The 14,819-nt window shown below is 60.5% G+C and carries 12 protein-coding genes; 10 read left to right on the forward strand and 2 right to left on the reverse strand.

What is annotated here, in order from left to right; translation table 11 throughout:
• The first annotated feature begins 39 nt into the window (after positions 1 to 39).
• From ACMUVN_RS19200 to ACMUVN_RS19245, 10 genes are all read left to right on the forward strand, one after another.
• Positions 40 to 516, forward strand: a complete 477-nt coding sequence (locus tag ACMUVN_RS19200; RefSeq protein WP_003575677.1) for an Hcp family type VI secretion system effector — start codon at positions 40 to 42, stop codon at positions 514 to 516.
• Positions 517 to 660: 144 nt separating this feature from the next.
• Positions 661 to 1,743: a hypothetical protein gene (locus ACMUVN_RS19205; RefSeq protein WP_414815382.1), complete on the forward strand. Its 1,083-nt coding sequence runs from the start codon at positions 661 to 663 to the stop codon at positions 1,741 to 1,743.
• A 9-nt stretch (positions 1,744 to 1,752) separates the two neighbouring features.
• Complete coding sequence (locus ACMUVN_RS19210) at positions 1,753 to 2,685, forward strand: hypothetical protein (protein WP_414815383.1); 933 nt, start codon at positions 1,753 to 1,755, stop codon at positions 2,683 to 2,685.
• 28 nt (positions 2,686 to 2,713) lie between these two features.
• Entirely contained in the window at positions 2,714 to 4,978 is a 2,265-nt protein-coding gene (gene tssI / locus ACMUVN_RS19215) for a type VI secretion system tip protein TssI/VgrG (protein WP_132574929.1), read from the forward strand.
• 10 nt (positions 4,979 to 4,988) lie between these two features.
• On the forward strand, positions 4,989 to 6,098 hold the full coding sequence (locus ACMUVN_RS19220) for a DUF2169 domain-containing protein (RefSeq protein ID WP_132574931.1): 1,110 nt from the start codon (positions 4,989 to 4,991) through the stop codon (positions 6,096 to 6,098).
• Positions 6,095 to 7,762, forward strand: a complete 1,668-nt coding sequence (locus tag ACMUVN_RS19225; protein WP_254962490.1) for a DUF4150 domain-containing protein — start codon at positions 6,095 to 6,097, stop codon at positions 7,760 to 7,762. Before ACMUVN_RS19220 ends, ACMUVN_RS19225 begins: the two co-directional genes overlap by 4 nt.
• A gap of 13 nt (positions 7,763 to 7,775) precedes the next feature.
• Positions 7,776 to 8,825: a hypothetical protein gene (locus ACMUVN_RS19230; RefSeq protein WP_132574935.1), complete on the forward strand. Its 1,050-nt coding sequence runs from the start codon at positions 7,776 to 7,778 to the stop codon at positions 8,823 to 8,825.
• Positions 8,826 to 8,882: 57 nt separating this feature from the next.
• On the forward strand, positions 8,883 to 10,382 hold the full coding sequence (locus tag ACMUVN_RS19235) for a DUF4150 domain-containing protein (RefSeq protein ID WP_132574937.1): 1,500 nt from the start codon (positions 8,883 to 8,885) through the stop codon (positions 10,380 to 10,382).
• A gap of 10 nt (positions 10,383 to 10,392) precedes the next feature.
• On the forward strand, positions 10,393 to 11,538 hold the full coding sequence (locus ACMUVN_RS19240; protein WP_132574939.1) for a hypothetical protein: 1,146 nt from the start codon (positions 10,393 to 10,395) through the stop codon (positions 11,536 to 11,538).
• A gap of 301 nt (positions 11,539 to 11,839) precedes the next feature.
• Positions 11,840 to 12,412 (forward strand): methyl-accepting chemotaxis protein, encoded by a 573-nt coding sequence (locus ACMUVN_RS19245; RefSeq protein ID WP_132574941.1) that lies wholly within the window; start codon positions 11,840 to 11,842, stop codon positions 12,410 to 12,412.
• 117 nt (positions 12,413 to 12,529) lie between these two features.
• Here the strand turns inward: ACMUVN_RS19245 and ACMUVN_RS19250 are convergent, their stop codons facing one another.
• Positions 12,530 to 13,975: an aldehyde dehydrogenase gene (locus ACMUVN_RS19250; RefSeq protein WP_132574943.1), complete on the reverse strand. Its 1,446-nt coding sequence runs from the start codon at positions 13,973 to 13,975 to the stop codon at positions 12,530 to 12,532.
• 23 nt (positions 13,976 to 13,998) lie between these two features.
• Positions 13,999 to 14,784 (reverse strand): coniferyl-alcohol dehydrogenase, encoded by a 786-nt coding sequence (locus ACMUVN_RS19255; RefSeq protein WP_132574945.1) that lies wholly within the window; start codon positions 14,782 to 14,784, stop codon positions 13,999 to 14,001.
• Positions 14,785 to 14,819: the final 35 nt, after the last annotated feature.

Here is a 14,819-nt window from a genome sequence, read left to right on the forward strand (position 1 = left end):
GCAACTAGGCACTCAACCGCCAATAGGAGAGCTGACAGCATGCCGATTTATCTTCAGATCGACGGTATCCAGGGGGATGCGACCCACGAGCAGCATCGCAAGTGGATGGACATCGAAGCCATTCACTGGAACGTCGCCCGCAACATGAACACCTCCGCCGGTTCGGCGGCAAACCGCGAAGCTTCCGAGCCGACCGTTTCGGAAGTGATCCTCACCAAGGTCAGCGACTCCTCGTCGACCAAGCTCTTCCAGGAGGCCTGCTCGGGCCGCACCGGCAAGCGCTCCGTCATCCATCTCGTCACCACGGGCAACCCCGGCGACACTTACATCGAGTATTCCCTCGAGAACACGCTGATCGCCAGCTACTCGATCGATTCCAACGGTGACCGCCCGGTCGAGACGATCAAGCTGAACTTCACCAAGATGGAAGTGAAGTACACGCCTTACGACGACAAGCACTCGCCGCAGTCGCCGATGATCGCCTCTTACGATCTCGCGACCACCAAGGCCGCCTGAGGCTTCTCAACATCGGCAGTGCCAGCCTTGTTGCTGGCACTGCAGCCGACGTTTCGAGCGCCTTTTCCATCACAGGGAAGGGCGCTGAAATAGGCTGTTTTCGCAGATGAATTGAGAGACATCCTTGCGCTTTAGACAATGGAGATGATCGTGTCGGCTGCAACTGAGCGTTTGAACGATATTCTTGTAGATTTGCCCAAATACAAATCCCAATGGGAGACGAATGTCGCCAATCCCTATGTGCGGGCTTACGATCTCGCCGTCGACAATTACCAGAAGACCACGAAAGCCCAGGAAGCCCGCGACCGGATGCTGGCCGAGCTCTTCGTGTTTTCCGCTTCGGTCCTGACGGGCAGCATCATGATGGCCGCCTTTGCCACGACCTCGGTGCGTGTGCTGGCGGGGCGCACGGCGCTTCGGGTGATCTGCAACAACAATCTCAACCGCACCTTCGACCTGATGCATGCCGCGGCCAACAGCAAGCCGGTGATGTTTGCGCTTGGCGGCGTGCTCGACGAGGCCAAGAAGCTCGCCAACAAGCAGGTGACCAGCGCTGCGGAAAAGCTGACGAGCAGCGCGCCGATCGCTTCCGCGCCGACCGCCCTCAATTTCATGACGCGGATCGCCGATTTCATCGATACCAACCACATCTGCGTGCATGATTTGGTCAGGGGCGTGCAGCAGGACAATTCGATCAGCGAGGCCAACAAATCCAGGCTTGCCGATCTGGTCGGCAAGACGCCGTTCTGCAATCCGCCGGAGAGCCGGCGCGTCGACGAAAACCGGCTGTCCCAGAAGATGGAGCTCTTGTTCTACATGAGCGCGGTTCTGGATTCCGACAAGCTGGTGACCTATGTGCCGGCCACCGGCGGCACCGTCGGCGGCGCGGGCCGGGATATCGAATACAGCAAGAACGCCATTCCACAGCTGCCCTCGGCATCGGATTATCCGAAGGCCACTTCGCCCCGCTTTATCGGCCGGCCGCTCCAGCCTTTCGAGCCCGGTCAGCGTGTCGAATACGACAATATCGGATCGGTCGTGCGGGACCGCATCGACACGCTCAGCCGTCTTACCGGCAATTCGTCCTTCTATCCGCAGCAGAATTTTGCCGAAAGGCTGCTGATCGACCCCACCGGCAGCGCCCAACTGGCGAAGGCGGAGCAGATCATCAACCGACTTTCCACCGACGCGCGGCCCAAGCAGCTCACCGACGTCAGGATGATCTGAGGGGTGTCGATGCTGTTGACGGATCTCCTGAAGCCGCACGGATTGATGGGGCGCATGCGCTGGCCGCTGGTTGCGGCCGCTCTCGTCTGCGCCATGGCCGCAAGTGCGGCCGGCATGGTGGGTGCATCCGATACCACCGATCAGTCCCTGCTTCAGATCGAAGAGGTGGCGTCGCGCCTCTCCGGTATGCCCGCCGCTGTCGACAATGTCGTGAAGGCTGCCGCGGATCGGGGCATTTCGGCGGCTTCCGATGCGCGGCCGCTGCTTGAAACAGCGGCGCGGTCTTCCTTCAAGGCCGACAGCATGCTGGCCGAAATATCAAAAGCCGTCGATGGGGCCGGCGACGATGCCGTCGATCCGAAAGCCTTCGCCAAAGCGGCAGCGGCTTTGGAAGAGGGGCAGGCGAAGGTCGCGCGCATGTACGAAGCGCAGGACCAGACCGCGGCGAAGGACATCGAAACGCATCTTGCCGACCCGGACAAGGGGCCGCGTATCAATCGGCTTGCCGATCTGATGGCCGGCCCGGATCTTGCCGTGGAAACGGCTTTCACCGCCCAGCTCATGTATCTGTCCCTGGAGACCCTCTCCAGCTCCGATGCCGGGACACTGGCGTCCGCTCCGCAGGACAAGCTGCAATCCGAGATGAAGAGCGTGATCTCGTCGCTGCGTTCGAAAAGCGAGAACGAGAAACCGCTTCCCAAGGACATGGCACGGGCGAACGAAAGGGCGCGGCTGACCTTCGTGCTCGCCACCCTGTCTCCGGAAGACCTGTCGGTGCTGACGGATTTCTACGAGAGCCCGGGTGGAAAGGCCAAGCGCGACGCGCTCATCGAAAGTTACAGGCAGGTCTCCGATCAGGCCAATAGCGAAATGCTGGGGCAGTATTTCCAGGCGCTGGTGGATTACCTCAAGACCCATCCTCGGCCGCAACAGCAGCAGTAATTCGGCTCCCAAGACGGAACGTGATGTTATGGACGATTTGCAATCCCTCGCCGCCGATTTCATTCAGGCGAACCGTATTCTGAAGATCGTCTCGCCGCTCGGCGAGGACCAGCTTCTGCCGGAGCGGGTGACGATCGAGGAAGGCATTTCCTCGCTCTTTGAAATCAAGCTGTCGGCGCGCGCCAAGAAGCCGTCGGTCAAGCCGGAGGAGTTGATCGGCCGGCTGATGGATGTCTCCGTCGAGGTGCAGCAGGGCGAGGATGGCGGCGGCGTGCGCCGGCCGTTCAACGGGCTGGTGACCGAACTCAACGAGGGGCCGCCGATCACCCGCGGCCTCAGATCCTATTCCATGGTGCTGCGCCCGCAGATGTGGCTGCTGTCGCGCCGCTCCGACTGCCGCATCTGGATGGACAAGACCTCGGTCGATATCGTCGAGACGCTGTTTTCCGAGCACGGCATCCCGGCGCCCGATACCACGGGCGTGATCACGCCACCACCGCCGCAGCATTATTCGGTGCAGTGGAACGAAACCGACCTTGCCTTCCTCACCCGCCGTTTCGAGGAGGACGGACTGTTCTACTGGTTCTCCCATGAGGACGGCAAACACAAGCTGCATGTCGCCGACAGCGCCCGGTCTTGGCTCGGCCCGTCGCCCTCGGCGCAGGGCGAGGGGCAGGTCCGCCTGGCGCAGGGCTCGGCCGACCGCAACCATATCACCGAGTGGAGCCGGCGCTATTCCTATGTGCCGGGGCAGCGGGCCGGTGCCGACTGGAACTTCGAGACGCCGCGCATGGTGCCCGGCACGATGACGCCGTCGCTGGTGCAGATGCCGGAAGCGACCAAGCGCGAGCTCTACGAATACCCGGCCCGCATCTCGTCGGTCGCTGAGGCGGAGCGGGCGGAAAAACTCAGGATGCAGGCCTCCGAAGCCGACCACGACCGGGTCTTCGGCGGCTCCACATCCCGCATCCTGGAGGCGGGGCGCCGCTTCACCCCCTATGAAGTCGCCCATCCCGACCATGCCTATGAGGAGCATGTGGTGGTCAAGGCGGTGCATACCGTCGTCGACCGCTCTTACGAGACGAACAGCAACGAGCCGGAATACACGAACACATTCGAGGCGGTGCCGTCACGGGTGGCGATGACGCCGCACCGCGAGACCAAGCGGCCTCGGATAGAGGGCACGCAAGTGGCAATCGTCGCCGGCCCCTCCGGCGAGGAGATCCATCCCGACCAGTACGGTCGCATCAAGCTGTGGTTCCCCTGGGACCGCAAGGCCAAGAAGGACGGTTCCGACACCTGCTGGGTGCGCGTCAGCCAGGTCTGGGGAGGCGGGACCTGGGGCGCCCAAGTCATCCCGCGCATCGGCATGGAGGTGATGGTCGCCTTCGTCGACGGCGACCCCGACCGGCCACTGGTCACCGGCGTGGTCCCCAATCCCAGCAACGCAGTTCCTTACGACCTGCCGGCCAACAAGACCCGCATGGTCATGCGCTCGAACTCCCATAAGGGCACCGGCTTCAACGAAATGACCTTCGAAGACGAGGCCGGCCAGGAGAACATGTTCTTCCACGCCCAGAAGGACCAGACGACGCGCGTGCTGAACGACCGCACAAAGCGCATCGACCGGCACGAGGTTTCGGCGATCGGCGCCAACCGGACGGTCGAAGTCGGCGGCAACCAGAAGCACGAGGTCGGCGGCTCGATGAACACCGTCGTCGGCGGCACCGGGCCGATGGCCATGGCGCTGATGGGGGCGGTCAGCGGTCTCTCCGGACATACGGCCGGGCTGCTGGCGCAGGCTGGGCAAATTGCAGGCGGCGGTGGGCCGGGGCTTGCGGCCTTTGCCGGCACGCTGGCGTCTTCAGCGCTCGGTTTCCTCGGTGCAGGCGGACTGGGAAGCCGCGAGGGCGTTGTGTCCGGGCCGTCGCCCAGAGCGGATGCGGGCACGGCATTGGCCGGCTCCGGCACGGGTGTCGGCGACGCGGCCTCCAGCCTTTTTCCGCTGCCCGGCATCATGAACACGATTGTCGGCTCGTTCAAATCGGACACGATCGGCATTGCCCGTGCCGAGCAGGTCGGCGTGAGCAAGGTGACCAATGTCGGCCAGACATCGCTGGAGAGCGTCGGCAAATTCAAGAAGATCGCCGTCGGCGAGGAATTCGTCATCGAATGTGGCGATTCCAAATTCATCATGAAAGCCAATGGCGAAGTGATCATTCTCGGCAAGACGTTCAACTTCGTCGCCACCGAACACTTCCAGATGCGCGGCAAGCCGATCGATCTGAACTGAGGAGGTTCGCTTGGAACTGATCAACCGGCTTCCCTTTCCGGCTATGGCCTTTCGGCAGTTCGATGCGAATGGGGACTTGGATTGTGTCGTGTCGGTTCGTGGCACGTTCGAACATGTTCAAAACGACAGATTGCGGTTACGTCGCGAGCAGGAAGACTTCCAGTGGGAGGACGCCTATGAAGGTGATCCCCATGCCGGCCCTCTCCTGCGTCAGACCGATCTCACACCAGAGAAGGTCGGCACCGACATCACTTTCCTCGGCAATGCCTATGCGCCGGGCAGCACTCCAGCATCGTCATGGCAGGTCGGTCTGCGCGTCGGACAGCTCTCCAAAAGGCTTGAAGTCCATGGCGCGCGCTTCTGGCGCCCCGTCATCAAGGAAAAATGGGCCGGCTTTTCGGCAAGGGAAGCCAAGCGGGTGCTGGCGGATTGGCATCTGAGCGAAGCAGAACCGGCATCTTCGGTGCCGATCTGCTGGAGCAAGGCTTATGGCGGTCAAATTCCCGGTACGGGCGATCCGCAAACCGAAACGCCCGCCGATGTCGAAGCGCGCAATCCGCTCGGCTGCGGCATCGTCAATCTCGACATGCCTTGGGATCAAGCGCCCGTCGCGGCACCGCAAATCACGTTGCTGGGACAGACGCTGAACTGGCGCGAGCCCACCGAGCCTCAGGGACTGGGCTTGGTGTCGCCTTGGTGGCGATCTCGTCAGCAACATGCCGGGACCTATGACGATGTCTGGCTCAACGAGCGTCACCCGCTTCTGCCCGAAGATTTCGATGCACGCTTCTGGCAATGCGCTCATCCGGATCTCGTTGCGGCCCCTTATCTGAGCGGGGACGAAGACTACGAACTGGATCATCTCCACCCTAGCTTCGCCCAAGCCACAGGGCGACTGCCGGGGATCACGCTGGGCGTCCGATGTGTCGGCCAGGAGCGCGATGAGTGGTATCTGCTCTCGCTGGACGGCGTGCATTTCGACTGGCGGAACGATGGTCGAGTTATGCTGACCTGGCGGACGCGCTTTCCGCTTCAGGAGGCAGGCCAAACATCGCTTACGTTGACGCGGGTTCAAATCAAAGCGGCGGATGATGCTCATCCCGACGGAGCAGCGGCATGAGCATTCCGCGCGACAACTATGTCGGCGAGCCCGACTATCCCACGCCCTGGACGACGAAGCAGCCGCGCGAAGGGCTCCGCGATATCGATGAGGCACGGATCGTTTCGCTGTCGCCGGATGTGTGCCTGACGCCGATAGGTTCTTCGGTCGTTCCCATACCATACCCGATCGTCGACTATTGTGGGCACGACAAGGGCTATACGCCATCCGTCCGCTTCACTGGCAAGAAAGCCATGGTCATGCGCTCCTGCACCACGCATGTCCATGGCGACGCTCCGGGCAATCGCAAGGGCGTTAAGTCAGGCGCGGTAGAAGACATCTGCGAGCCGATCGAGCATGCGGATCAGGTTCGAGCCGAGGGATCTCATGTCATCCGCCATCTCGACCGCTTCTGGATGAACAATCGCAATACGCAGGGCGAGGCGAATTTTGTGCGCGGTACCGAGACATTCGCGCCGCCTGAAGACGATGATCCCATTCCCGGCTCACTGCGCTGGACGGGTAGTGACGAAGGCAAGGTCGTGAGCGACACGTCACCCGAACCGCTGATAATGGGGGCTCAATACGCGGATGCGGGGAGCGCTCTTCGCAAGGTAGCGCCGCAGCAATCGGCAGGAAATGCGCAACCGGCAACCCAGCCCAAGCCGCTGCCGCAGCCACAGCGGCCGCAAACGACCCGACCTTTTCCTCCCGCCGCGAATGACAACGTTTATCAACGCCGCGGAACCTTCGGACGCCCTTTGCCGACAGGAGCGGGCCGGGTGCTCGGTTTGCTCGGCCTTGCGCAAGCCGGCTACCAACTCGGCGACATGGCGGGACGATGGTATGTCGGACCGGATGGTGTCATGGCTCGGGCGATCGGGGACCATTTGCGCGGGCAAGTCCCTATTACGTCGACGCAAGCGCAGGAAATCAGCAATTTGCCCTGGCATATGCGGGAATGGTTTTCCGGGAATGCGACCATCCTCAATGCCAATGACATTCTGGCGTTGAAGGCCGGTGTGCCGCTCGATTTTCGCACGATGGATCCCGATGATCTCGCCGACCTGCTCGAGGCGCCGTGGCCCAGCGCCGAGCAGTTGCGGAAAAACGCAGAGCGCATCGGTGAGCGCCGGGCGCCTGCAGCACTGCCCGTCCCGGAAAACGTCCGCGTGGAGCAGGAGCGTGAAAAGCGGAGATGCCGGATCGACACCTACGAAAAGATGGAGCCGATCTGCAAGAGCATCGGCATGCAGGCCCATCATATCGTGCCTGATTGGACCTTGCGCTATGGCACCCGCAAGGAAGCGATCGTCGGTGAAAAACGAATTCCGAATATGCCCGGTTTCTGGCAAGGGCAGAGCATGTGCGTCGTCGGGCAGGCAAGGACGCAGGGAACCGAACATAACGATTCTCACCTGGCCGATGGGGCGATCGAGGCGCTCGGTAGAAATTCCAATCCGCCGTTCACCGCAACTTTGGATGATGTTAAGGATGCCTCTATCGACGCGATGACGTCCGTTCGGCCGGATTGTGCCGCGCAGATCATCGCTGCAGTCAATGGCGAGTTCGCCGGGAGAGACCCCAACCAACTGTTGCGAGCCAAACAGTATCCGCCTTTGCCCAGCGACACGCTCAATGCGTTGCAGACGGGTGCCAAGAGAGGTGCAAATGCAAGACCTTAAGAGTGCGAGCAGCATGATAGAATTCACTCGCGCCTGTGCCCGCTCCGATGATGTCGTCGTGATCAATGCCGTCATGACAGGATCTGACGTCTATGCTCCAGAATCCCGCATCTTTCGCTTCGAACACGACGCCCGGATCGGAGAACAATGGTATTATGACGACTTCGATTTCCATATGCAGGACATCACCTTATTCAGCAATCCGGAAATCGACGCTACGACCGACTATCTCACCTATATGTCTTCTGAGGGGGATGTTTATCACGCTTGGTGGAAAGGAAACTTTCGCGAAAAGATCGCGGGCGCGGGAACCTGGGTGGCAGACGCTAAAGGGCATGGACGAATGTCAGCAATTACCCAGGTCGGAGGCAAACTTTATGCATGCGGACAGGGTGGGCAAATCTATCGGCGACACGGTCGGGACAGTTGGAGCCTTCTGACTGATAGATTGCTGTTCGACATGGCCAGCTATCAGAAGAAAAAAGAAGGAAGGCCTCGCACAGATGATCCGGACTACCTTTCCTGGCTGAGGGACTTTCAGAAGCAAGCGCCCAAAAACATTTCTCTGAACGCTATCAAAGGCTTTTCGGAGGATGCGATATATCTATGCGGATCAGAGGGACCCCGGCCCGTCCTCTATTTCTGGGACGGTTCGGAGCTGCATGAGCTGAAGGTTTATCTTGAGGAAGCAGCGCTGACGGGCATCCACATTGAGCACGCGGATAGCGTCTGGATCTGCGGACGGGAAGGCGTGCTGCTGCACGGCAGCTATGCACGCGGGTTCACGCCAGTCAATCTGCGTCAACAGCTCAATCTCTTTCACATGATTACGCCCTATCGAGGCAAGCTGATATTGCCGTCGAGCGTTCGCCCGGGCGGCCTGTTCGAACTCGCGCCCGGCACGTCCGATCTGCGCCGGTTTTCCCCCGCTCTCCCTAAGCTGCGCGGTGAATACATTTTCTATGCGGGGGCTGTCGGTGATGTTCTTTGGGTTGTCGGTCAGAAGGATATTTTCCGCTTCGATGGGAATGAGTGGGAGCGGATTGAGCATCCTGATCTTTAAAACAAGGCATCTGTTGCCCACGGGTGTGGCTGATGCTCATCCCGACGGAGCAGCGGTATGAGCATCCCGCGCGATAACTACGTCGGCGAGCCCGACTATCCAACGCCCTGGACGACGAAGCAACCACGTGAAGGTTTGCGTGATCTTGACGAGGCAAAGATCGTCTCGCTGTCGCCGGATGTATGCCTGACGCCAGTCGGCTCTTCCGTTGTTCCCATCCCATACCCCATCGTCGACTATTGCGGGCACGACAAAGACTACACGCCATCTGTCCGCTTCACCGGCAAGAAGGCAATGGTCCGTCGGTCCTGTACGACCCACGTTCATGGCGATGCGCCGGGAACGAAAAAGGGGGTCAAATCCGGCACCGTTGAAAATATTTGTGAGCCGATCGGTCATGCCGACCAGGTGCGTGCCGAGGGTTCGCACGTCATCCGGCATCTCGACCGCTTCTGGATGAACAATCGGAATACGCAGGGCGAAGCGATCTTCGTGCGTGGGACTGAGACCTATGATCCGCCTGCGGATGACGATCCTATAATGGGATCATTGGCAGCCCAGAAGCCGATACAGCTTGCGTTTGATGCCACTTCCCCTGAAGGGCAGAGGTTGTTACGTGAATTCATGGCGCGGCAGGCAGAGCAAGGCGCGACACAGCCTAAAAGCGGTTCCTCGCTTGGACGCAAAGGTAATTTTGGCCGTCCCATTCCGGGCGGTGGATTAGCTGGAGCCGCAATTGCTCTCGGAGAGATACAAAATCAATATTACGCTGGCAGCAGACTTTGGCGCTTGCGAAATAGCCTTGAAGAACAAGGTACAGTGGTCGATCCAAGCAATCCCCGTGAACTTCAGGCGCTGTCAAATTATTCCGAAAATCTTGGTGGAACCAGCTTCATAAAGCGAAATTTCTTCGCGCCGATGACGGAGGACGAGGCTCTCAATCAACTGAAAATGGAGCTGCAAGAAGTTAGGAAACAAGAAGCGCGAGAAGCGACAGAAGCCGTCCTGAACTCTAAAAGGCTTGAAGCGGCCGTTGGTCAAGGTGTCCGGGTAGATGTCGATGAGGGTGAATGGCCATGTATTGTTGGCCCCTACAAATATGTCGAGACGATCTGCCCGGGCGAGGCGCATCATATCATTCCGGATATGGTATATCGTCTGGGCACGGCTCCGGAAACGCAGACAGAAAAAGAGTCCACCGCCGGGCGTATTCCCAATTCGCCTACCTATAATCAGGGACAGGCTATTTGCCTGTCGCCAGGCATGCACAGAACGGACGACGATGCCGTTCACAAGTCGCTCAATCCGGCTCTCGCGAGTTTGGGACAGAACTATAACCCTCAGGGAACGGCTCCGCTTGGTAAAATCAGAGATGAGGCACACAAGGCGATTGATCGGATCGAGGGGCTGCCCGAGAAATGTAAAAAAATGGCAAAGGATGCGGCGGACGCGCAAGTTAATATCAAATTTAGGCAACCTGGCCGCACTACGCTACGACCTCCCCGATTGCCGGGCGGACAAGGTGTAATCGATGTCCTAAAAGCCGGCACTTATTGAGGTAAGAAATATGAAACCGTACGATCCCCTACGCCTTGATCGAGCCCTTGCTCTGGGGAAAGACACGTTCTGCGTCGTGTTCAGCGGCAAGGATTATGAGGATATGTATTCCTACGTCCTGGTTCACGAAGGTGGGTTGGAACAGCCGTGGTCCCGTTCCGACGTCCCGCGTAAGATCGATGATCTTGCCGGTAGAATTGGAGAGAATGGACGGCCGATCATCTATGCTCTCAGCGATGAAGGCGATGTTTATACGCTGCCCATGGGCAAGGACTCCTCGCATCGTAAAATAGTCGGCGCTGGCGTCTATTCCGACGATGCGACCGATCTTGGATACGTCAATTCCATCGCCCTGATTGGGGATGCGCTGTTCATAACCGGCTATCACTCGCAGCTTTATCGTCTGGTCGAGAACGACATAGCCTGGTTCCACAAGGAAAAGCTGCCGCAAGCACCAGAAACATACGATTACCTCGTTTTCGGCAATCTGAATGGCTGGACCGAGAGCGATCTCTATATGAATGTGACCTATTCGCCGACAAGCACAAACAGGGAATTAACGGACGAAGAAGAGGAGGAGATGGGGCGCCTCTACCTAGCCGGCCGAAATGAAGAGGCCGCAGCCATTCGACGAGCCTCGGAGGGCTCAAGCCGTGTCCTGGAAGGCCGTCTTTATCATTGGAACGGGCAAGAATGGCGGATCATAGTCAAACCGCGCTCGGGGAAGTATTATCCAGAGCCAGCTACGCTTTCGGACATTTTCATCGAGTCCCCAGAGAAGGTCTGGGCCGTCGGCGGTAATGGCGTCATTTTGTGCGGGAATGCCGAACATGGCTTTCGGGATGTTTCTTTCAAGGGAAACAATGAAAAGCTGCATTCGATTACGAAATTCAAGGATCGGATGGTGATAGCCTCAGACTACGCTTTGCATTGGTTCGACGGGCATCTGTTGTCACCTTTGAAGCCCGTCCTTGATCCGAGCATCAATCGCAACATTCCGAACCCGCTCAAAGTCCAGGCTGTCGATGACGTCCTGTATTATTTCGACTCGAAGCATGGCGTGCACACCTTTGACGGTGATCGCTGGACAGAAATCGAAATTCCACCTGAGTTGTTGGAACGCGATTTCAAAGGGTTGCCGCCTAAACCTCGATGACCGACGCCCCTGACGACGATGAAGATTTCGAGGAGCTGCCGGACAATGGTCAAAATACGCCGTTCTGTCCGTTCTGCGCGAGAAAATACGGGGGCTGCGGGGCGCCGAAGGATTTTCTTAAGCGTTGCCGCCTTGGATGGGATCGCTGTCTGTCAACGGATGATACCGGCTCGGTCACAAGCGGCAGCGGCGCAATTGTTCGGCATGCAAACGGGAATACGAGATGGTCCACGGCATTTGTGTTCTTACGATTCATCGCGGGGCTGATGCCCGCGATGCGTTGCGCTAAGGCTCGCTGCGCATGGTCGAGACCACCAACAGCTCCGGACGGAATATGGCGCATCAGGATCGAGCCGATGGTCCCGACACCGGTGCGGCGGTCACGGATCTCGGAGATCAGAAGGCCAGATTCTGCGCCGAAGTCGCGGCATTGGCCAATGCTGCCATGAACGGGGATCTCAGGCGGCGAATGAATGCCGACTATGCGGATCCGGATCTGCGCCGTTCGGCAGTGATCCTCAACGAGCTGATTTTGTCGATCGACGGCAACCTGTCCGATTTCAACGATGCGATGGCCGCTTTTGCGCAAGGGGATCTGCGCGTCAGCGTGCGGGCCAAGCACCGCGGCGCATTCGGGCAATTGCAGAAGAACTTCAATCTGGCCGTGGCAACGATCCGCTCGGTGCTGGGGGAGCAAGGCTCAGAACGGTTCAGAGACAAGGCGACAAAATTCGGCCGGATGCTGGCAGCCGTCAAATCGAAGGGAATTACCTTCGGAGTTCGGGTCCCCGACGAAGATGCGCGGCCAATTCCCTCGCCTCCCCATGATCTCTGGCTGAAGCTTGCCGACGCCCTGGACGATTTCTCGATCTGAACGGCCGCCATGGCGCCGGTGCGCCGACCATTCGCGGCCGGACCGCACCGCAATTGCAACAGAGCGCCCCGTCTCCGACCGGGCGCCCCATCATTTTGCCGGCGATGCCTCTCAGCCTCAGAAAGGATAGTGCTGGGCGGAATCCTCTACCGTGATCCAGCGCAGGTCGGTGAATTCGGCGATTGCCGCCTTGCCGCCGAAGCGGCCGTAGCCGCTGCCCTTGACGCCGCCGAAGGGCATCTGCGCCTCGTCATGCAGCGTCGGGCCGTTGATATGGCAGATGCCGGATTCGATGCGCGCCGCAACCGCCATTGCCCGCTGGATGTCACGGCTGAAGACGGCTGATGACAGGCCATACTCGGTGTCGTTGGCGATGCGAATGGCTTCCTCCTCACCGGCAACACGAATGATCGGCTTCACCGGGCCGAAGGATTCTTCCGCATAGACGCGCATCTCGGGGGTGACGTGATCGAGCAGCGTCGCCTCGACCACGGTGCCGGAGCGCTTGCCGCCGGCGACGAGCTTTGCACCCTTGGCCGTCGCGTCGGCGATCAGCTCCTCCATTTTCTTCGCGGCGTCGAGGCTGATCAGCGAGCCGAGCACGACGTGGCCCCGCGGGTCGCCGGCCGGCAGCTGGCTGGCGCGGGCGGCCAGTTTGGCGACGAACTGATCGGCGATCGTCTCGTCGACGATGATCCGCTCCGTCGACATGCAGATCTGGCCCTGATGCATGAAGGCGCCGAAAATGGCGGCATTGACGGCGCCGTCGATATCGGCGTCGTCGAGGACGACGAGCGGCGCCTTGCCGCCGAGCTCGAGAAGGGCGGGCTTGAGATGCTTGCCGCAGGTCTCGGCAATGATCTTGCCGACCTTGGTCGAGCCGGTGAAGTTCACGCGTTTGACGGCCGGATGGGCAATCAGCGCGGCGACGATCTCAGGCGCATCCTCCGGCGCGTTGGTGAGGACATTGATGACGCCGGCGGGCAGGCCCGCTTCGGTCAGCGCCGTGGCGATCAGCCGATGCGTGCCGGGGCATTGTTCGGATGCCTTGAGGACGACGGTGTTGCCGCAGGCGATCGGCATGGCGATGGCGCGGGTGGCGAGGATGACGGGCGCGTTCCAGGGAGCAATCGCCAGGCAGACGCCGGCGGCCTGGCGAACGCCCATGGCGAGCGTGCCGGGTTTGTCGGAAGGGATGATTTCGCCGGTGATTTGCGTCGTCATGGCGCCGGCCTCGCGCAGGATATTGGCGGCGAGCATGACATTGAAACCGGCCCAGGGTGCGGTTGCGCCGGTCTCCTCGATCATCAGCTGGGTAAACTCGCCGACTTTCGAATCCATGATATCGGCAGCCTTCATCAGGATGGCGCGGCGCTGGCCGGGGCCGGTCTTCGACCAGGCGCCGAAGGCAGCGGAGGCGGCATTGACGGCCGCGGCAACGTCGTCCAGGTCCGCCGCTGCGGCGCGGCTTGCGAGCTTCTCGGTGAAGGGATCGAGACGATCATAGGTCCGGCCGGTGGAGGCTGCGCGGTCGGCGCCGTTTATGAGGAGGGAAATATTCATCGGAGATCTCCTGGGAACAAGAACTAGAAGCCGAGGACTTCGGCGTTGATGGACGCTTCGAGGCCGCCGTCGGCGGCAAGATTGGCGCCGTTGACCCAGCGCGCGCCATCCGAGCAGAGGAAGAGCACGGCCGGCGCGATATCGGCTGAGGTGCCGGCCCGGCCGACGCGGGTGATGTCGCTGTCGACCCTGGCATCGCCGAGCACGGCGCGGAACTGCTTGAGGATCGGCGTTTCCACCGGTCCGGGGCTGACCGCATTGACCCGGATGCCGCGGCTTTTGAACAGCGGCTGGTGGGCGGCGCGCATGGTCCAGAGCAGCAGCAGTTCCTTGGAGAGCGGGTAGCCTTGCTCGTCCTTGAGGCCGTGTTCGGCCACAACCGCCGCCACGTCCGGAAAACCTTCTTTGCCGGCCAAGGCCTTTGCCCGCTCGAGATTGGCGCGCCAGCCGTAGCCGGCAATCGAGGCGACGTTGACGACGGCGCCGCCTTCGCGCAGGCGGGGTGCGACGGCTTCGGACAGGGCGCGAAGGCCATAGAAATTGACGGCGAGCGTCGAGGCGATACCGGTGCTGCCGGAAAGGCCGGCGACATTGGCGAGCGCGTCGAGGCGCGTCGGCAACTGCGCGACGATGTCGGCAACGCCTGCTGCCGTGGACAGATCACCCTTGATGAAGGCGGCACTTCCACCGGCCGGTTCGCGCACATCGACGCCGATGACCTCGGCCCCCATCTGGCCGGCCAGCTCGGCCGTGCGGGCGCCGATGCCGGAAGCCACGCCGGTCACCAGGATTGTTTTACCAAAAAGCATGAACGTCACCTTTCGCAAGAGAGTCCGGAAATAAG

Origin of the sequence: Rhizobium sp. IY2, from assembly GCF_047532935.1 — a bacterium.
Lineage (GTDB): Bacteria > Pseudomonadota > Alphaproteobacteria > Rhizobiales > Rhizobiaceae > Rhizobium > Rhizobium anhuiense.

Bases quoted from the DNA above. Each gene is read 5' to 3' on its own strand.
- ACMUVN_RS19250 (WP_132574943.1), bottom strand. From the start codon at position 13,975: ATGAATATTTCCCTCCTCATAAACGGCGCCGACCGCGCAGCCTCCACC.
- ACMUVN_RS19205 (WP_414815382.1), top strand. From the start codon at position 661: ATGATCGTGTCGGCTGCAACTGAGCGTTTGAACGATATTCTTGTAGAT.
- ACMUVN_RS19235 (WP_132574937.1), top strand. From the start codon at position 8,883: ATGAGCATCCCGCGCGATAACTACGTCGGCGAGCCCGACTATCCAACG.
- ACMUVN_RS19225 (WP_254962490.1), top strand. From the start codon at position 6,095: ATGAGCATTCCGCGCGACAACTATGTCGGCGAGCCCGACTATCCCACG.
- tssI (WP_132574929.1), top strand. From the start codon at position 2,714: ATGGACGATTTGCAATCCCTCGCCGCCGATTTCATTCAGGCGAACCGT.
- ACMUVN_RS19210 (WP_414815383.1), top strand. From the start codon at position 1,753: ATGCTGTTGACGGATCTCCTGAAGCCGCACGGATTGATGGGGCGCATG.
- ACMUVN_RS19255 (WP_132574945.1), bottom strand. From the start codon at position 14,784: ATGCTTTTTGGTAAAACAATCCTGGTGACCGGCGTGGCTTCCGGCATC.
- ACMUVN_RS19200 (WP_003575677.1), top strand. From the start codon at position 40: ATGCCGATTTATCTTCAGATCGACGGTATCCAGGGGGATGCGACCCAC.
- ACMUVN_RS19245 (WP_132574941.1), top strand. From the start codon at position 11,840: ATGGTCGAGACCACCAACAGCTCCGGACGGAATATGGCGCATCAGGAT.
- ACMUVN_RS19230 (WP_132574935.1), top strand. From the start codon at position 7,776: ATGATAGAATTCACTCGCGCCTGTGCCCGCTCCGATGATGTCGTCGTG.
- ACMUVN_RS19240 (WP_132574939.1), top strand. From the start codon at position 10,393: ATGAAACCGTACGATCCCCTACGCCTTGATCGAGCCCTTGCTCTGGGG.